This is a genomic window from Streptomyces sp. NPDC002623, from assembly GCF_053592635.1.
Map to the genome: position 1 here is coordinate 1 of NZ_JBSFWB010000023.1, position 18,082 is coordinate 18,082.

An 18,082-nucleotide genomic window follows, 5' to 3' on the forward strand; every position below is an offset into this window, starting at 1 on the left:
ATTTTTGGCACGCTGTTGAGTTCTCAAGGAACGGACGCTTCCTTTGTACTCACCCGAGACACTCTCAGGCTTTCCTCCGGGCAGTTTCCCTTCGGCCTTGCGTTTCCGACTCTATCAGGGTTTTTCCGGCCCTCTGACCACCATCCTGCAGGCATGCAGAAAGTGATCCAAAGATAGGATCTGACAAGTTGGATGCTGCTCGGCAAGCGTGTTTGTTCGCGTCGCTCACCCTCAAGCAGGAGTACGACTGTACACGGGGCCGCGGAGCCGCTGCAAATCGACTACGCTAGTGGTCTAGACCACGGATCGGGAGCTCTCGTGCGGAAGCGGTACTTCGTATGACATACCCTGCTGCACAGTGCGCCGTCCTGGCCAGGCAGTAACGGCCCATATACATCTCCACCCCCGGGAGGCTTCCCATGACCACCGTGACGTCCCCTCTTGCAGGACGCGCCATCGGGCTGGCAGCGGTGCCGGATCCTGTCTTCTCCGGGGCCATGGTCGGCCCGGGCACGGCGATCGACCCGGTGCGTGAGCCTTCCGAGGCCGTCGCCCCCGTGGACGGAGTCATCGTCTCCCTCCATCCGCACGCCTTCGTCGTCGTCGACGCCGAAGGCCATGGCGTGCTCACCCATCTCGGGATCGACACCGTGCAGCTGAACGGCGAGGGCTTCGAGCTCCTCGTGAACAAGGGCGACACCGTCACGCGCGGGCAGAGCATCGTGCGGTGGAACCCGCTCGCGGTCGAGGAGGCCGGCAAGTCCCCGGTGTGCCCGATCGTCGCGCTGGAGGCCACGGCCGAATCTCTCGGCGAACTCCGTGAAGAGGGCGATGTGAAGGCCGGCGACGTCCTCTTTTCCTGGCAGTAGTGCCGAGGCCGTCTAGCCGACGGCGTATCAGGACAATCACCGCGGCGGCGGGACCCGCCGCACTATCGGAGACGGGTGAGATGGAGACAACGCTGCGAGGCGTCGGTGTAAGTCACGGTGTGGCGATCGGCGAGGTTCGGCACATGGGAACGGCGGTGCTGGAACCGCCTGCCAAGCAGATACCCGCGGAGGACGCGGAGCGCGAGCAGGGGCGCGCCCGCAAAGCTGTGGAGGCCGTGGCAGCCGACCTCATGGCTCGCGGCAATCTGGCGGGGGGCGAAGCCCAGGCAGTGCTCGAAGCGCAGGCCATGATGGCTCAGGACCCTGAGTTGATGGTCGACGTGGACCGGCGTATCGCCGTCGGGAGCACGGCCGAGCGCGCCGTGTACGACGCATTCGCCGCGTACCGAGAGTTGCTGGCCGGAGCCGGCGAGTACCTCGCCGGCCGTGTGGCCGACCTCGACGATGTGCGGAATCGTATCGTCGCCCGTCTGCTCGGTGTTCCGATGCCGGGTGTCCCGGACAGTGACGAGCCCTATGTGCTGGTTGCCCGGGACCTGGCGCCCGCCGACACCGCGCTGCTGGACCCGACGCTGGTGCTCGGATTCGTGACCGAGGAGGGCGGGCCGACGAGTCACAGCGCGATCCTCGCCCGCGCGCTCGGCGTACCGGCTGTCGTGGCTATGCCGGGAGCCGGTGAGCTCGCCGAGGGAACGGTGATCGCCGTCGACGGCAGCACCGGCGACATCTTCGTCAACCCGAGCGACGAGAAGAAGGCCCAGCTGCGGGCAGCGGCCGCGGAGCGCAAGGCGGCGCTGGCCGCCTCGACCGGCCCGGGTGCCACCGCGGACGGTCACAAGGTGCCGCTGCTGGCGAACGTCGGCGGACCCGCCGATGTACCTGCGGCCGTCGAGGCCGGCGCTGAGGGCGTCGGGCTCTTCCGGACCGAGTTCCTCTTCCTCGACGACAGCAAGAACGCCCCGTCCGAGGAGAAGCAGGTCGAGGCCTACCGGCAGGTGCTCGAGGCCTTCCCCGAGGGACGAGTCGTCGTGCGGGTGCTGGACGCAGGTGCGGACAAGCCTCTGGACTTCCTGACTCCGGCTGACGAGCCCAACCCGGCACTGGGCGTGCGTGGGCTTCGGACGCTGCTGGACCACCCCGACGTCCTGCGGACCCAGTTGACGGCGCTGGCGAAGGCTGTTGAAGGGCTGCCGGTCTACCTCGAGGTGATGGCACCGATGGTGGCGGACCGCGCCGACGCGAAGGCGTTCGCGGACGCGTGCCGTGAGGCGGGCCTGCAGGCGAAGTTCGGCGCGATGGTGGAGATTCCGTCGGCCGCTCTGCGGGCTCGTTCGATCCTGCAGGAGGTGGAGTTCCTGTCGCTGGGCACGAACGACCTCGCGCAGTACACCTTCGCCGCCGACCGGCAGGTGGGTGCGGTGTCCCGGCTGCAGGATCCGTGGCAGCCCGCGCTTCTGGACCTCGTCGCCCTGTCCGCCGAGGCGGCCAAGGCCGAGGGCAAGAGCTGCGGTGTCTGTGGCGAGGCCGCTGCCGATCCGCTGCTCGCGTGTGTGCTGGCGGGTCTGGGGGTCACCTCTCTTTCCATGGGGTCGGCGTCGATTCCCTACGTGCGGGCGTCCCTGGCGAAGTACACGCTGGCGCAGTGCGAGCGTGCCGCGGCGGCTGCGCGTGCCACGGACAGTGCCGAGGAGGCGCGCAACGCCGCGCAGGCCGTGCTCTCCGGCGAGTAGTGGTCGGATCCGGTCGGCGATGAGCCGGTGAGCAGGGGCGCTCCGCCTTCGGGTGGCGCGCCCCTGCTGTGTGTGGGCGTTGCCCTTCGTTCAGTGGTGGTGGCCCGGCGGCCGTCCTTCCGGGCCGAGGTCCGGTGGGAAGCAGTAGTCCACGCCGGACTCGGGTGAGATGAGGTCGCCGGATTCGACGTCGGTGCAATAGGCGTCGAAGACCTCGCCGGCGGTCAGGGGTTCGAGGCCTTCTCCGCGCAGGCGCCACCCGTAGATCCGGTCGGGGGTGTCGGGGGCGATGGTGCGCATGACCAGGCCGCCCGGGCTCTGGGTGGCGAGTCCCAGGGCGAGGACGGTGGTGAACTCGAGTGCTTCCGCCTCGTCGAGTTGTGTGGCGCTGTCGGCCTCTTCGTCCGCGTGGAGCACGGCGACGAGCGTTTCGGGTGTGCCGGTGACGCTGCAGACGAGGTGCCGGTTGCCCGGTGATGCCGTGTCGAGGATGCGGGCGACGAGGCTCGATGCGCGTGTGAAGGCTGCGCGGCCGATGTCCTCCCCACAGGTGGCGCAGGCGCCGAGGCGGGCCAGAAGGGTGGCCGCGTACTCCCAGGTCGCCTGTCGGACGGCTTCGTCGACGAGGGCGGGCAGGAGGTCGGTCAGGGGCTGGCCCTCGTAGGGGATGGTGGGGCCGGTGGTGGCGAGTTCGGCCGTGAAGCGGGTGCGGTTGGCGGGGATGTCGGGGTCGAGGCCCTTGGTTGCGCAGTATTCGGCGTACTCCTGCGGGTCGAAGAGCGCCACGGTGGTGTGGCTGCCCTGCAGTGCGCGTGTCCTCAGGAGGTCTTCGACCTGCTGGAGGTAGGTCGGGTGATCGTCGAAGGTGAAGGTGCGGTAGCGCCGCATGGCACGGAAGTCGTGTTCGTCGGTGAGCAGGCCGATGGTGCCGGCGATTTCACGGCGCAGGACGCGTCGCATCGTTCGGTGGTCGGTGTGTGCCATGTTTTCCCCCTGTGTGCACAGTCGATCAATGCTCACTCACAGTAATCGACGGCACTGACAACGGGAGGTTCGCGAGTCGACCTCGGACTGCGCGATGCCCAAACCTGCAGGTCATGGCGGTAAGGGCATCGAAGATGAGCCTGCCTAGGGTGCCGACGGCGTTCGCCGTGGTGACGGCGAGTGCGGGGTCGCGAGGGGTGGGCGGGCTCAGGACCGCTTGCGGGCGAGGTCCTCGTAGAAGTGCAGGAGGTTGAGGTTGTCGATGGAACCGGGGTTGACGGCCTTTTCCAGTGGGGTGCCCTGGAGGAGGCGTTTGACGGGGACCTCGATCCGTTTGCCGGTGAGGGTGTGTGGGACTCCGGGTACCTCGATGACCTCGTCGGGGATGTGGCGCGGCGAGAGCTGTTCGCGGATGGCCTGTTTGATGCGGGCGAGGAGTGCCTCGTCGAGGACTGCTCCGGGGGCGAGGTGCACGAAAAGGGGCATCCAGTAGCCGCCGTCGGCCTGTTCGATGCCGATGACCAGGGATTCCTTGATCTCGGGGAGCCGTTCGACGACCTCGTAGATATCGGCGGAGCCCATGCGCACGCCTTGGCGGTTGAGCGTGGAGTCGGAGCGGCCGTGGATGACGACGGAGCCCCGTGAGGTGACGGTGATCCAGTCGCCGTGGCGCCATACGCCGGGGTAGGTGTCGAAGTAGCTGTCGTGGTAGCGGCTGCCGTCGGGGTCGTTCCAGAAGCGGACCGGCATGGAGGGCATGGGGTTGGTGACGACGAGCTCGCCGACCTCGTCGATCACGGGGTGACCGCTCGGGTCCCAGGACTGCAGGTCGGTGCCGAGGCCTGCCGCCTGGAGTTCGCCGGTGTACACCGGGAGCGTCGGGACGGCTCCGGCGAAGCAGGAGCACACGTCCGTGCCGCCGCTGACGGAGGCGATCCACAGGTCGTCGCGCACCTCGTCGTGCAGCCAGCGGAAGCCGTCGGGCGGGAGCGGGGACCCTGTGGTGGCGACGCACTGGACCTTCGAGAGGTCGAAGTCGCGGGCTGGGTGCACCTCCGCCTTGCGGCAGGCCATGACGTAGGCCGCCGAGGTGCCGTAGAGGGTGGCGCCCGTGCGTTCGGCGACGCGCCACTGCGCGCCCGTGTCCGGGTAGCCGGGGCTGCCGTCGTAGAGGACGATCGTCGTGCCGGTCAGGAGGCCGGAGACGAGGAAGTTCCACATCATCCAGCCGGTCGAGGTGTACCAGAAGAAACGATCCTCGGGGCCCAGGTCGCAGTGCAGTCCGAGCTGCTTGATGTGCTCGACCAGAATGCCGCCCTGGGACTGGACGATGGCCTTGGGCAGGCCGGTCGTACCGGAGGAGTAGAGCACCCAGAGGGGGTGGTCGAAGGGGACCTGTTCGAAGACGGGCTCTTCGTCCGCGGCCGTCAGGGCCGCCCAGTCCAGGGCACCCTCGGGCGGCTCCGTGCCCAGGAGGGGGATGTGGACCACGGCGCGCAGCGTGGGCAGTTCGGCGCGCAGTTCGGCGACGACGTCGCGGCGGTCGTGCTCCTTGCCGCCGTAGCGGTAGCCGTCGACGGTGAACAGGACGACGGGTTCGACCTGCTGGAAGCGGTCGAGGACGCTGCGGGCGCCGAAGTCGGGGGCGCAGGACGTCCAGACACCGCCCACGGCGGCTGTGGCGAGGAGGGTTGTGACGGCCTGCGGGATGTTCGGGAGGTAGCCGCTGACCCGGTCTCCCGGGCGGACGCCGAGGGCGCGCAGTTCGGCGGCGAGGGAGCCGACCTGGCGGCGCAGCTCGGACCAGGACACCGGGCTCGGCTCATGGATCTCGTCGACATACAGCAGGGCCGGTTCGGCCGGGCGGGTGGCGGCCGCGCGCAGGGCGTGCTCGGCGTAGTTCAGCGTCGCGCCGGGGAACCACTGGGCGCCGGGCATGGAGCGGTCGCCCAGCACGCGCGCGTAGGGCGTCGAGAACCGTACGTCGAACCATTGCGTGACGGCTTGCCAGAACGTCTCCAGCTCGTCGACGGACCAGCGGTGCAGCGCCGGATAGCCGCCTTCGGACGGGGCTCCGTGATGCTCGGCCGCCCAGGTCTGGAACTTCGTCACCTGGGCCTGGGCGATGCGCTGCGGATCTGGCCGCCAGAGCGGCTCGGGGTTCACGGTCGGCATGGGGCGGCTCCCGAACTCTGCGCGTCGTGTGCGTCGCCCGCGCACGAGCTGGGGTGGTGCGCGTGACGCGGCTGACACGGACGATGCCATGTGATCGACTTCTGCACCAGGGTGGGCTCCACACAGTCCGTGTCGTGAAGATGTGGTCCCGCCACAGGTGAACGGCAGTTGAACGACCCGCGTATGTGGCGCGGTCAGTGACAGGGTGAACAGCATGGACGGTCGTGACCTGGTGCGTTCGATGAAGGCGGTCGGTTCTGCGGGGACCGCCCAGGGTTTGCGCACCGTGAGGTCCGCATGGCGCAGGAGGCGCGCGGACGCATCCGGGTTGCCGGTGCGGGGTCCCGAGCGGGCGCGGGTGCCGGGTCCGGTGCAGGAGGCGGAGCCGGGGCCCGGCGGGGGGACGCTCCGGTTCAGCCGGTCGGAGCTGAGGATCCATGTCGCGGTGAACGGGGCCGTGTTCTGGGGTTGGGACGGTGCGGAGCCCGAGCCGTCGTACGCGTTGGCCGGCCGTTGTCCGGAGCCGGATCCACGGGCGGTGCTGGAGCCGGACAAGGACGGCGGATGGCGGGTCGTCGCCGAGCGGGTGACGGTCGTGGTCTCACGGCACGGCGCCATCGAGGTGTGCACGCCGGGAGGCGTGATGTTGCGCCGTGATCTGCCGCCCCGGTGGTGGGATCCGCAGGACGGTGGCCAGGCGCGCTGGATGCAGCGCTCGGAGGTGGCGGCGGACGCGCGTTTCTTCGGCCTCGGGGGACGGGCGTCCGGGCCGCGGCTGCGGGACGGGACATACCGGTTGTGGAACACGGATCCCGGACACGCGTTCGATCGTGGCGATGATCCGCTCTATCTCACGATGCCGGTGCAACTGGTGGTGGCCGATGCCGCCACCCATCTGGTGTTCCACGACACGTCCTGGGACGGCACGGTCATGCTGCGTGAGGGCGAGGAGGGGGCCGGCTCCGGGCACGACCGGCCGGGAGCGTGCGAGGTGCGGATGGACGGCGGACCGTTGCGCCGTTGGGTGATCGTGGGCACTCCCGCGCGCGTGCTCCTCGCCTGGGCCTCGCTCACCGGGGCTCCGGCGGTGCCGCCCGGGTGGGCGCTCGGTCATCATCACGCGCGCTGGGGCTTCGGCACCGAGCAAGAGGTCCGGCGGATCGTGGCGGGCTATCAGGAGCACGGCCTGCCGCTCGACGCGGTCCATCTCGACATCGACCACTACGACGAGCATCAGGTGTTCACCGTCGACCAGGACCGCTTCCCGAAACTGTCGGTGCTCGCCGACGAGCTGCGGCGGGACGGGATACGTCTGGTGTCGGTCGTCGACCCGGCGGTCAAGGCCGCGTCGGGCAACGCCGTGTACGAGAGCGGGGTCGCCGAGGACGCGTTCGTGCGCGATGCGTCGGGGCAGGTCGTCGAGGGCGTGGTGTGGCCTGGAGAGGCGGTTTTCCCGGACTTCACGCACGCGCGTGTGCGGCAGTGGTGGGGTGGTCTCTACGCCGAACGGATCGCGCAGGGGTTCGCCGGGTTCTGGCACGACATGAACGAGCCGACGTCGTTCGCCGCGTTCGGGGAATCGACGTTGCCTCGCTCCGCGCGGCACTCGCTGGATGGGCGCGGCGGTGATCATCGCGAGGCGCACAACGTGTACGGGCTCTGCATGGCCTGGGCGGCCTACGAGGGCTTGCGGGAGCTGGTTCCGGACCAGCGTCCGTTCGTCTTCTCGCGGTCCGGCTGGGCAGGCCTGCAGCGGTACGGCGGCACCTGGTCCGGGGACGTCGCCACAGGGTGGCCGGGACTGCGGGCGTCCTTGTCCCTGGTGATGGGGCTCGGGCTGTGCGGGGTGCCGTATTCGGGGCCGGACGTGGGCGGTTTCGACGGCAGTCCGTCGCCCGAGCTGTATCTGCGCTGGTTCCAGCTGGGCGCGTACCTGCCGCTGTTCCGCACGCACGCGAGCCTGCGGGCGGGGCGCCGGGAGCCGTGGGAGTTCGGGCCCGAGGTGTTGGAGCACGCGCGTGTGGCGCTCGTGGAGCGTCGGCGGCTGCTGCCGTACTTCGTGACGCTGGCGCATCTGGCCCGGCGTACCGGCGCCCCTTATGTGCGCCCGTTGTGGTGGGGCGCGCCCCGGAACCGGGCATTGCGGGATTGCGAGGACGCCTTCCTGCTGGGTGACTGTCTTCTGGTGGCACCCGTAATGGACCCGGGCGCCGACCGTCGTGCGGTGCAGCTGCCGCGGGGGCTCTGGTACGACACGGCGACGGGGCGGGGGTACCAGGGGCCCGGGCAGGTGCTCGTGGACGCCCCGTTGTCGCGTATTCCGGTGTTCGCGCGCGCCGGTGCCGTCCTGCCCGTGCGGGGCGACGACGGCGGACTGGAGCTGGAGGTGTGGGCGCCGGTCAAGGGGCGGACGGGTGGTGGCCTGGTGGTGCGGGACGCGGGCGACGGCTGGGAGGAGCCGGAGACCGAGCGGTACATCGCCCGTTGGCAGGGCTCGCGGGTCGTCGTCGAGCGGGAGGGCGAGGGCGGCGTGTACGCACCGTCCGACCCGGTGCGCGTACGCGGGCTCGACCAGTGGTGAGCTCCGGTCTGTCCGGCGGATCAGGTCGGAGAAGGGCGACGGTGTCTGATCGGGGCGGGTGTGCCCACGGACCCGGCTCCGCCGCTCCCGCGTGATCCGCAGGCACCGGCCCTAGATGTACCGGCCCTCGAAGAACGCCCGCGCGGCGTGCGTGTGCAGGGGGAAGGCGAGTTCCTCCGCCCTGCGCAGGAGGTGCCAGCCCTCGGTCTCGTCCGTGACGGCGGACTCCGGGAGACGCTCCGCGGGGCACTCCGGAAGGAGCCCGAACAGCAGCAGGTGGCCGTCGGAGGAGCTCATGGCGTCGGCCAGCCGCACATCGCGGGGTGCGGCCTCGATGCCGGTCTCCTCCTTGAGTTCGCGGACGATGGCCTGCTTCCAGTCCTCACCGTCGTCGATGTAGCCGCCGGGCAGTGCGACGCCCCCGCGCGCGGGTTCGATGGTTCGGGTGATGACGACCAGGGCGGTGCCCTTCGTGTCGTACACGGGCTGGAGCGCGACAGCCACCGGTAGCGGGTTGCGGTATGCGACGGTGGCGCAGGCCGGACAGGTGCGGGGCCAGCCGGTGACGCCCTCCCCGTAGGGCGCTCCGCAACTCGAACAGTGGGAGTCGCGCGCGGAGTTCGAAGTGGAGTGCAGAGTTTCGGACACGCGGCGGAGCGTATCCGATCTTGGGGAGGGCGCCGTACTGAGGCTGCTCAGTGGCCGTTGGAGAGGGACCCGACGGAGACGGGGAAGTCGAAATAGGTGTCGGGGTAGGGCTCGGGCTTGAAGGTGTAGTGCCACCATTCCTCGGCGAGGTTCACGAAGCCGAGGTCTTCCAGGGTGCCTTTGAGGAGCAGCCGGTTGGCCCGTTGCTGCCCTTGTACGCGCGCGTCCAGGGTGTGGGCCAGGGTGTCGAAGCAGTCGAACCCGGTGGCCATGTCGACCGAGTTGTCGGGGAAGCGCTGCTCCTGCGGTGCGTAGCAGGGGACGAGCGGTTCGCCGGGCACATAGGGCCTGGTCGGTGCGGCAGGGAGCTTCACGATGGTGAGGTCCATGGTCGAGCCTCGGCTGTGACCGGACTTCTCGGCGATGTAACCGTCCGCGAACAGCCGGGTCTTGTCGACGTTCGGATAGAACTCGGCCTTCGTCGCCTCGTCGTTCAGGTCCTCGGCCCAGCGGACGAAGTGGTCGACGGCTCGCTGGGGGCGGTAGCAGTCGTACACCTTGAGTGTGTATCCCTGCCGCAGCAGTGTGGTCTGGGCCTCGTGGAGGGCTTCGGCGGCCGGCCGGGTGAGGATGCAGACGGGCTGCTGGTAGCCGTCGACGGGGACGCCGACGAAGTTGTGCGGGGTGAAGTAGCGCATCTCCTGAAGGATGGTCGGGTCCACGGTTCTCAGGGCCACGAAGTCGGCGGGGGCCTCGGGGTCGGTGTGCGCCCGCGCCGGGGCGGAGGCGGTGGTCACGGTCAGCAGGGCGGCGAGCACGGTGACGACGCTGCGTACGGCACTGGAGAGTCGTGTCATGCCCCCTCCCTGCCCAATTCCGGGCGGGCATGCCACACTCCTGACGATCCGTCAGATGAGACACCCGGAGGGAGACCCCTTGTCGCGTACACGTACACCCGTGGTCGCCGGCTGGTTCACCGGGAAGGGCGACGACTTCAGACTGCTCGGAACGCGCTGCTCGGGGTGCCGGGCGGTCTTCTTCCCGCGCGAGGACACGCACTGCCGTAATCCGGGCTGCCAGGGCGGCGCGCTGGAGGAGGTCCCGCTCTCGCGGCGCGGGCGCGTCTGGTCGTACACGGACAGCCGGTACCGCCCTCCGTCACCCTATGTGACCGATCCGGAACTTCCATGGGAACCGTACGCGTTGATCGCTGTGGAGCTGGAGTCCGAGCGGATCGTGGTGCTGGGACAGGCGGTTCCCGGGGTCACCGTCACCGATCTGGCGGTGGGCATGGAGATGGAGGTCGTACCGGGCGTGCTCGACGAGGACGCGGAGACGACCTGGACGACCTGGCGATGGCGGCCGACGGGGGTGGCGGGATGACGGCAGAGGTGGCGGTGCTCGGCGCGGGGATGCATCCGTGGGGCAAGTGGGGTCGCGGCTTCGTCGAGTACGGGGTGAAGGCGGCGCGCGCGGCCCTCGCGGACGCGGGCGTGGACTGGCGGGACGTCGATTCGATCGTCGGCGCGGACACGGTGCGTGGCGGCTATCCGGGGTACGTGGCCGGAGCGACGTTCGCGAGAGCCCTGGGGTGGCAGGGAGCCCGGGTCACGAGCGTGTACGCGGCGTGCGCGTCGGGGGCTCAGGCGATCGGCACGGCCCGGGCCCAGATCCTGGCGGGACTGGCGGACGTGGTGCTGGTGGTGGGGGCCGATTCCGCCCCCAAGGGCTTCTTCCGTCCGGCAGGAGGGGACCGGCCGGACGACCCGGACTGGCTACGGTTCCGGGTGCTCGGGGCGACCAATCCGACGTACTTCGGGCTGTACGCGCGCAGGCGCATGGCCGTGCACGGGGACACACCGGAGGACTTCGCCCAGGTCAAGGTGAAGAACGCCGCCATGGGGGCGCTGAATCCGAACGCCCGGTACCGCAAGCGCGTGACCGTGGAGGAGGTCGCCGCGTCCGCGGTGGTCGCCGATCCGCTGCGACTGCTGGACATCTGCGCGACGTCGGACGGCGGCGCGGCGCTGGTGCTGTCCAGCATGGAGTTCGCCCGTCGGCACGGAGCGGTGGATCCGGTGCGGATCAGGGCCGTGTCCACCGTGACGCCCCGATACCCCAACACGGTGCTGGATCTGCCGGACATCGCGACCGACTCCGCGACAGGGGCCGATCCGGCCGCTGAACCGTTCCGGGCCTCGATCGCCCGAGCCGCCTACGAGGAGGCGGGCATCGGTCCCGAGGACCTCTCGCTCGCCGAGGTCTACGACCTCTCCACCGCCCTGGAGTTGCAGTGGTACGAGGACCTGGGGCTGTGCGGCGACGGCGAGGCCGCCAAGCTGCTCCGGGAGGGCGCGACGGCGTCCGGCGGCCGCATACCGGTGAACGCGAGCGGTGGGCTGGCCTCGTTCGGGGAGGCGGTGCCGGCGCAGGCGATCGCTCAGGTCTGCGAGGTCACCTGGCAGTTGCGGGGGCAGGCGGGAGATCGCCAGATCGCGGACGCGCGCGTGGCCGTCACGGCGAACCAGGGGCTGTTCGGTCATGGTTCGGCGGTGGTCGCGGTGCGATGAAGAGCGCCGAGAGGCCTCGCGCCCCGTGCCCTTGATCGAGGTCTTTCACTCTCTGCGATCGCCTCGGAATCCTGTGTGAACGTCTCGTGAACTGGGCTTGGGCGCACGCCGGCAGCGTCATCATGCTCCCGTGCGCTCCTCGACGGACACTCTCCGCTTCGCCTTCCAACCGGTGGTCAACCTGGCCACCGGAGGGGTCGCAGGGCTGGAGATACTCGCCCGCCCGGAGGGCGGCGACGTCCTGGCCCAGGCGCGCCGGGATCCCGAACTCGACGGCCGGTTGGCCGTGTTGGCCGTTCGCGCCGCGGCACGCCAGGAGACGATGCTCCCCCTGCATGTGAACGTGTTCGCAGGCACCCTCGCCGATCTCGGCGGGCTCGTCCCCCTGCACGGCGCCGTGCGCGAGGCGGGGCGGCTGCCGTGGGAGATCACACTGGACGTCGTCCCGCCCTACACGCACGTCCCGCAGGCCGCGCTTCTGGAGGCCTTGGCCGCGCTCCGGGGCCAGGGTTTCCGGATCAGTGCGGACGGCGTCGGGGACGGGGACGCGCCGCTGCGGTTGCTGGTCGACATCGCGCCGGACCTGGTGAAGCTCGACGCCTCGCTCCTGGCACGGCCCGCGGCGGTACGGGCGATGCGGACCCTGTGCGACGAGCTGGGGGCGCTCCTGGTCGTCGAGGGTGTGGAGACCGAGCTGCAGTGTGCGGCCGCGCTGTCGGCCGGGGCGCAGTTGGCGCAGGGCGCGCTGTTCGCGCCGCCGAGCCGGTTGCCCGCCGCGGATGTGTACATGCCGTCGCTCAGCCCCGGCTTCGTGTCGGCGACCAGGTCGGGGCCGTCGGTGCGGGAGTTCGTCCGACCGGCGGCGCTGCTGCCCGCGAGCGCGTCCGCCGGTCAGGTGCGGGCGCTGTTGACCGGGTCGCCGGACGTGTCCGGAGTACTGCTCGTGGACCGCACGGGGGTCCCGGTCCGGTCGGTGCATCGGTCGCGCTTCCTGCTGTCGATGTCGGGGCGCTACGGCCACGCCCTCTACGCGGACCGTCCCGCGGCCAAGCTCGGCGATCCGCCGCGGACGGTGGGCGTCGACGCGACCGCGTGGGAAGTACTGGACGTGGTCGCGGACGGCGACCCGGACCGCACCTCCGACGATGTGGCCGTGGTCGACCACGACGGGCGATGCGTGGGCGTCGTCCGGCTCGCGGATCTCGTGCGAGCGCTGGCCGAGAACCGGGTCGAGGAGGCGGCCGGGCTGAATCCGCTGACGCGGCTGCCCGGTTCGGACGCGATCACCGGGGAGGTGGACCGCCGGATCACGGAGGGGTGGGCGTTCGCGCTGAGTTGGCTGGACATCGACCACTTCAAACAGGTGAACGACGGGGCCGGGTTCGCGGCGGGCGACGAGCTGATCCGGTCGGTGGGACGAGCGTTGCAGATCGCCACGTCCGGGAACGCGCGCGTGGGGCACATCGGCGGGGACGACTTCCTGGTCCTGGCCGATCCGGAGGGCCTGGATCCGCTGGCCGTCTCCGTGCTGGACGCGCCGTGGTCGGCAGGCGGGCTCCCGGTCACGTTGTCGCTGGCCACGGTCCTGTGCCGGCCGGGCAGCGTGACGGATCACCGCCAGGCTGCGGCGTTTCTCGCGCCGTTGAAGAAGGCTGCGAAGTCATTGCGAGGGGCGAGTTGGGTGGTGGGACAGGCGGGGCTGACCGGATACGAGATCCGGCGCGGGTCGCAGCCGATGGCTGCGGGAACCGGGGCGGTGGGTGCGGAGCCGGGGGTGGGCTGACCGGGGGCAGACCGACCGGGACAGCTCGGCGGCCGGTGGCTTCGATGCCACGAGCGGCTGGAAGGGCCGACAGGCGGCGCCGGCGCCCGTCAGAAGCGCCGAGGCCCCGCAGGATCCAGGGAGGACCGCCAGGCCCGTGAGGGGGCCGTCCCGGTCCTTCGCCCCCTGCGCCCCCAACCGTTGTCGTCGGCCTCCTTGACGCTCCCTGAGCGTCGGTGAAAACTTCCCGGTGTCAACGGGACGGACAGTTTTCTGCTGCTCAACACCGGTGACCGGCCGGTGCCGTCGAAGAGTGGGCCAACTGTGTGTGCCAACTGTTCGCACAGTGCTGGTACTCCGACGCGCGCGGTGTCCTCACCGGACTCATCCGCTACGAAGGCACACCTCGCACGCGCGTGTCCCTTTGAGCCACGGCCCGTACCCCGGTCGGCGGGGGTACGGGCCGTGTCGGCCGTGCGGGCGTCTCAGGTGGTGACGGCCTTGCGGCGGTCGGCCCCGTAGTCCATCGCGTGTTGGACCACGCCGACGAGAACGTCTCGGACCGACCTTCGATCGCGGGCGTCGCACAGCATCACCGGGACATCGTCATCGAGGTCGAGGGCCCCGCGTACGTCCTCCTCGGGGTAACGATCGGCGCCCTCGAAGCAGTTGACGGCGATGAGGAAGGGTATGGAGCGCCGTTCGAAGTAGTCGACGGCGGCGAAGCAGTCCTCCAGGCGGCGGGTGTCGGCGAGCACGACGGCGCCGAGCGAGCCCTCGGAGAGCTCGTCCCACATGAACCAGAACCGCTCCTGTCCGGGCGTGCCGAACAGGTAGAGCACAAGGTCCTCGCGCAGGGTGATGCGCCCGAAGTCCATGGCGACGGTGGTGGTGTGCTTGGCCTCGACGCCGGTGATGTCGTCGACCGGCCGGCCGGCCTCGGTGAGGTACTCCTCGGTACGCAGCGGCCTGATCTCGCTGACGGCGCCGACGAGCGTCGTCTTGCCCACACCGAAGCCGCCGGCCACCAGGATCTTGAGCGTGACCGGCTCGACCGGGGGCTTGCCGCGCTCAGAACGCCCGAAGATCATCGATCACTTCTCCTGCTTGATGGCTTGACTGGGGGTTGTCGGGCGGCGGGCCGTAGCCTCCGCCGCCAGGGGTCTCGATGACGAGCACGTCGCCGGGGCCGACGTCCGCGGAGTCGCTGCCGCCGAGCCGGACGACGGTGCCGTCCACGCGTTCCACCCGGTTGGTGCCCAGCGCGCCTGGGGCGCCGCCCGCCATGCCGTACGGGGGGACCCGGCGGTGCTGGGACAGGGTGGAGACGGTCATGGGCTCGTGGAAGCGGATGCGGCGGACCGCGCCGTCCCCGCCGCGCCACCGTCCTGCTCCGCCGCTGGCGGGCCGGACGGCGAACTCGTCGAGCTGCACGGGCAGTCGCCACTCCAGGACTTCGGGGTCGGTCAGCCGCGAGTTCGTCATATGGGTCTGAACGACGCTCGCGCCGGGGAAGCCGTCGCCGGCGCCGGACCCGGAGGCGACTGTTTCGTAGTACTGGTGGCGTTCGTTGCCGAAGGTGACGTTGTTCATGGTTCCGGAGCCCTCGGCCTGGACGCCGAGAGCCGCGTAGAGGGCGCCGGTGATCGCCTGGGAGGTCTCGACATTGCCGGCGACGACGGCGGCGGGCGGTTCGGGCGCGAGCAGGGAGCCACGCGGCACGACGATCCTCAGCGGGCGCAGACAGCCGTCGTTGAGCGGGATGTCGTCGGCGACCAGGGTCCGGAAGACGTACAGGACGGCCGCGTTGACGACGGAGAAGGGCGCGTTGAAGTTGGTGGCCGACTGCGCCGAGGTGCCGGTGAAGTCGACGGTCGCGGAGCGGTTCTCGCGGTCCACGCGCACGCGTACCCGGATGATCGCGCCCGAGTCGGTCTCGTAGGAGTACTCGCCGTCGTCCAGGGCGTCGATGACGCGGCGCACGGATTCCTCCGCGTTGTCCTGGACGTGCCTCATGTAGGCCTGTACGACGTCGAGCCCGAAGTTCTCGATCATGCGGGCCACTTCGTCGACGCCTTTCCGGTTGGCGGCGATCTGGGCGCGCAGGTCGGCGAGGTTGGTCCCCGGATTGCGTGAGGGGTGGGGCGCCTCGGTGAGAAGGCGGAGGGTCTCCCCCTCGCGGAAGCGGCCGTTCTCGGCGAGCAGCCAGTTGTCGAAGAGGACGCCTTCCTCGTCGATGGTGCGGCTGTTGGCCGGCATGGAGCCGGGGGCGATGCCGCCGATCTCGGCGTGATGGCCGCGCGAGGCGACGTAGAAGAGCAGCTTTTGATCACTGTCCGTGATGGCGGCGCTCTCGGTACTGCCGGTGTCGAAGACCGGGGTGATCACGGTGACGTCGGGCAGGTGCGTGCCGCCGTGGTACGGGTCGTTGACCGCGTAAGTGTCGCCGGGGCGCATCGCCGAGCTGCGGCGGCGGATGACCTCTTTGACGCTCGTGCCCATGGAGCCCAGGTGGACGGGGATGTGCGGGGCGTTGGCCACCAGGTTTCCGTCGGGGTCGAACAGGGCGCAGGAGAAGTCGAGGCGCTCCTTGATGTTGACGGACTGGGCCGTGGACTCCAGGCGGGCGCCCATCTGTTCGGCGATGGACATGAAGAGGTTGTTGAAGACCTCGAGCAGAACCGGGTCGGCTCTCGTGTCGAGATCGGAACTCTGCGTAATCGCCGCGCGTTCCATGACCAGATGCCCGTCGTGGGTCGTCGCGGCCTCCCAGCCCGAGTCGACGACGGTCGTCGTGCCGGCCTCGGTGATGATCGCGGGGCCGGTGAGGGTCTCGCCGGGAGGGAGGTTCTCCCGGCGGTGGAGAGGGACGTCGTGCCAGGCGCCGCCGGTGTGGAGGCGGACGGTCTCGGGCGCGGCGGTACGGCCTTCGTACGGGGCGAGGGCCGACAGGTCAGGGGGTCGAGTGATGCCGGTGGCTTCGACGGAGAGCGCTTCGACGACGATCGGGCGGTCGAGCGTGAAGGAGTACGTGGCGCGATGACGTTCTTCGAAGGTGTGGCGCATCGCGGTGGGATCGGTGAGTTCGACGGTGAGGGCAGTGTCGGTGCCGTCGTAGCGGAGCTGGGCGCGGCGGACGATCCGGACACGGTCGTCGGGAACGTCCTCGGCGCGCAGTTCGGCGCGGGCCGCCGCTTCAAGGTCGTCGGCGGTCTTGAGGATCCCGGGCAGGGAGGCGGCTTCCAGGGGCTCTTCGACGGACTGTTCGCGCATGGCGGTCGTGTCGGCGAGCCCGATGCCGAGCGCGGACAGCACACCGGCCATGGGCGGGACGAGGACGGTCCGGATGCCGAGCGAGTCGGCGACCATGCACGCGTGCTGGCCGCCCGCGCCACCGAAGGTGGTGAGGGCGTAGCGGGTGACGTCATGGCCCTTCTGGACGGAGATCCGCTTCACCGCGTTGGCGATGTTGGCGACGGCGATCTGCAGGAAGCCCTCCGCGACCTGCTCAGGGGTGCGGTCGTCGCCGGTCCGCTCGCGGATCTCGCGGGCGAGGGCGGTGAATCGGTCCCGTACGAGTGCCTGGTCGAGGGGCTGGTCGCCGTCGGGTCCGAACATCTCGGGGAAGTGGGCGGGTTGGATGCGGCCGAGCATCACATTGGCGTCGGTGACGGCGAGCGGGCCGCCGCCGCGGTAGCAGGCCGGCCCGGGGTCCGCGCCCGCCGAGTCCGGCCCTACGCGGTAACGGGAGCCGTCGAACCGGAGGACGGAGCCGCCGCCCGCGGCAACGGTGTGGATGTCCAGCATCGGCGCGCGCAGCCGCACGCCCGCGAGCTGGGTGGTGAAGACCCGTTCGTACTCGCCCGCGAAGTGGGAGACGTCGGTGGAGGTGCCGCCCATGTCGAAGCCGATGACCCGGTCGAAGCCCGCGAGCTGGGACATCCGGGCCATGCCGACGATGCCGCCCGCAGGTCCGGACAGGATGGCGTCCTTGCCGCGGAACTGGCTCGCCTCGGCAAGCCCCCCGTTGGACTGCATGAACATGAGCCGCACATCGCGGAGCTCGTCGGCGACATGCCTGACGTAGCGGCGCAGCACGGGCGAGAGGTAGGCGTCGACGACTGCGGTGTCCCCGCGCGGGACGAGTTTCATGAGGGGGCTGACCTCGCTGGACAGCGAGATCTGCGGGAAGCCGGTGCGGGCGGCCAGCTGCCCTACGGCCTGTTCGTGCGCCGGGTGGAGATGGCTGTGCATACAGACGACGGCGACAGCCCTGATCCCGTCGTCGTACGCCTCCCGCAAGGGCCCGGCCAGTGCGTCCAGGTCGGGGGCGCGCAGGACCGTGCCGTCGGCGCAGATGCGCTCGTCGACCTCCAGGACCCGCTCGTACAGCAGCTCCGGGAGTTCGATGCGGCGGGCGAAGATGTGCGGGCGGTTCTGGTAGGCGATGCGCAGCGCGTCACGGAAGCCGCGGGTGATGACGAGCAGGGTGCGCTCGCCCTTGCGTTCAAGGAGGGCGTTGGTCGCGACCGTCGTGCCCATGCGGACGGCCTCGACGGGCTCCGACGCACCTTCCAGGAGGGTGCGGACGCCTGCGACGGCCGCGTCGGCGTACCGCGCCGGGTTCTCCGAGAGCAGTTTGTGCGTCAGGAGCCGGCCGTCCGGGCGACGGGCGACGATGTCCGTGAAGGTGCCGCCCCGGTCCACCCAGAACTGCCAGCCGCTCACGTCTTCACCCCGCT

12 protein-coding genes are annotated in these 18,082 nt (G+C 70.3%); 6 read left to right on the forward strand and 6 right to left on the reverse strand.

Annotated elements, in window-relative coordinates; genetic code table 11:
- The first annotated feature begins 419 nt into the window (after window positions 1–419).
- Both ACWD4O_RS33445 and ptsP read left to right on the forward strand, forming a co-directional pair.
- A complete protein-coding gene (locus tag ACWD4O_RS33445; RefSeq protein ID WP_450948772.1) occupies window positions 420–869 on the forward strand; it encodes a PTS sugar transporter subunit IIA in 450 nt (149 codons plus the stop codon).
- Window positions 870–949: 80 nt separating this feature from the next.
- Window positions 950–2,620, forward strand: a complete 1,671-nt coding sequence (gene ptsP, locus ACWD4O_RS33450) for a phosphoenolpyruvate--protein phosphotransferase (RefSeq protein ID WP_451285679.1) — start codon at window positions 950–952, stop codon at window positions 2,618–2,620.
- Window positions 2,621–2,710: 90 nt separating this feature from the next.
- On the opposite strand, the gene ACWD4O_RS33455 is transcribed toward ptsP, so the two are convergent.
- Window positions 2,711–3,604, reverse strand: coding sequence for a hypothetical protein (locus ACWD4O_RS33455; RefSeq protein ID WP_451285681.1), 894 nt, complete (start codon window positions 3,602–3,604; stop codon window positions 2,711–2,713).
- A gap of 207 nt (window positions 3,605–3,811) precedes the next feature.
- Window positions 3,812–5,779: an acetoacetate--CoA ligase gene (locus ACWD4O_RS33460; RefSeq protein ID WP_451285683.1), complete on the reverse strand. Its 1,968-nt coding sequence runs from the start codon at window positions 5,777–5,779 to the stop codon at window positions 3,812–3,814.
- A gap of 214 nt (window positions 5,780–5,993) precedes the next feature.
- Here ACWD4O_RS33460 and ACWD4O_RS33465 point away from each other — a divergent pair, with 214 nt between their 5' ends.
- A complete protein-coding gene (locus tag ACWD4O_RS33465) occupies window positions 5,994–8,360 on the forward strand; it encodes a glycoside hydrolase family 31 protein (protein WP_451285685.1) in 2,367 nt (788 codons plus the stop codon).
- 111 nt (window positions 8,361–8,471) lie between these two features.
- On the opposite strand, the gene ACWD4O_RS33470 is transcribed toward ACWD4O_RS33465, so the two are convergent.
- Both ACWD4O_RS33470 and ACWD4O_RS33475 read right to left on the reverse strand, forming a co-directional pair.
- Complete coding sequence (locus tag ACWD4O_RS33470) at window positions 8,472–9,008, reverse strand: NUDIX domain-containing protein (protein ID WP_451285687.1); 537 nt, start codon at window positions 9,006–9,008, stop codon at window positions 8,472–8,474.
- A gap of 47 nt (window positions 9,009–9,055) precedes the next feature.
- Window positions 9,056–9,865 (reverse strand): M15 family metallopeptidase, encoded by an 810-nt coding sequence (locus tag ACWD4O_RS33475; RefSeq protein WP_451285689.1) that lies wholly within the window; start codon window positions 9,863–9,865, stop codon window positions 9,056–9,058.
- 100 nt (window positions 9,866–9,965) lie between these two features.
- On the opposite strand from ACWD4O_RS33475, the gene ACWD4O_RS33480 reads away from it, so the two are divergent.
- The 3 genes from ACWD4O_RS33480 (at window position 9,966) to ACWD4O_RS33490 (ending at window position 13,361) form a co-directional block, all read left to right on the forward strand.
- On the forward strand, window positions 9,966–10,391 hold the full coding sequence (locus ACWD4O_RS33480; RefSeq protein WP_451285860.1) for a Zn-ribbon domain-containing OB-fold protein: 426 nt from the start codon (window positions 9,966–9,968) through the stop codon (window positions 10,389–10,391).
- Complete coding sequence (locus ACWD4O_RS33485; RefSeq protein ID WP_451285691.1) at window positions 10,388–11,578, forward strand: lipid-transfer protein; 1,191 nt, start codon at window positions 10,388–10,390, stop codon at window positions 11,576–11,578. The genes ACWD4O_RS33480 and ACWD4O_RS33485 overlap by 4 nt, the downstream gene beginning before the upstream one ends.
- A gap of 130 nt (window positions 11,579–11,708) precedes the next feature.
- On the forward strand, window positions 11,709–13,361 hold the full coding sequence (locus ACWD4O_RS33490; protein ID WP_451285693.1) for an EAL domain-containing protein: 1,653 nt from the start codon (window positions 11,709–11,711) through the stop codon (window positions 13,359–13,361).
- Window positions 13,362–13,825: 464 nt separating this feature from the next.
- On the opposite strand, the gene ACWD4O_RS33495 is transcribed toward ACWD4O_RS33490, so the two are convergent.
- Both ACWD4O_RS33495 and ACWD4O_RS33500 read right to left on the reverse strand, forming a co-directional pair.
- Window positions 13,826–14,431 carry a GTP-binding protein gene (locus ACWD4O_RS33495; protein WP_451285694.1) on the reverse strand — a complete coding sequence of 202 codons (606 nt, stop codon included), beginning with the start codon at window positions 14,429–14,431 and terminating at the stop codon, window positions 13,826–13,828.
- Window positions 14,412–18,068, reverse strand: a complete 3,657-nt coding sequence (locus ACWD4O_RS33500; RefSeq protein WP_451285696.1) for a hydantoinase B/oxoprolinase family protein — start codon at window positions 18,066–18,068, stop codon at window positions 14,412–14,414. The genes ACWD4O_RS33495 and ACWD4O_RS33500 overlap by 20 nt, the downstream gene beginning before the upstream one ends.
- Between the last annotated feature and the right edge of the window lie 14 nt (window positions 18,069–18,082).

Excerpts from the sequence above, each read along its gene's own strand:
- ACWD4O_RS33445 (WP_450948772.1), top strand. The coding sequence starts at position 420 with ATGACCACCGTGACGTCCCCTCTTGCAGGACGCGCCATCGGGCTGGCA.
- ptsP (WP_451285679.1), top strand. The coding sequence starts at position 950 with ATGGAGACAACGCTGCGAGGCGTCGGTGTAAGTCACGGTGTGGCGATC.
- ACWD4O_RS33455 (WP_451285681.1), bottom strand. The coding sequence starts at position 3,604 with ATGGCACACACCGACCACCGAACGATGCGACGCGTCCTGCGCCGTGAA.
- ACWD4O_RS33460 (WP_451285683.1), bottom strand. The coding sequence starts at position 5,779 with ATGCCGACCGTGAACCCCGAGCCGCTCTGGCGGCCAGATCCGCAGCGC.
- ACWD4O_RS33465 (WP_451285685.1), top strand. The coding sequence starts at position 5,994 with ATGGACGGTCGTGACCTGGTGCGTTCGATGAAGGCGGTCGGTTCTGCG.
- ACWD4O_RS33475 (WP_451285689.1), bottom strand. The coding sequence starts at position 9,865 with ATGACACGACTCTCCAGTGCCGTACGCAGCGTCGTCACCGTGCTCGCC.
- ACWD4O_RS33485 (WP_451285691.1), top strand. The coding sequence starts at position 10,388 with ATGACGGCAGAGGTGGCGGTGCTCGGCGCGGGGATGCATCCGTGGGGC.
- ACWD4O_RS33495 (WP_451285694.1), bottom strand. The coding sequence starts at position 14,431 with ATGATCTTCGGGCGTTCTGAGCGCGGCAAGCCCCCGGTCGAGCCGGTC.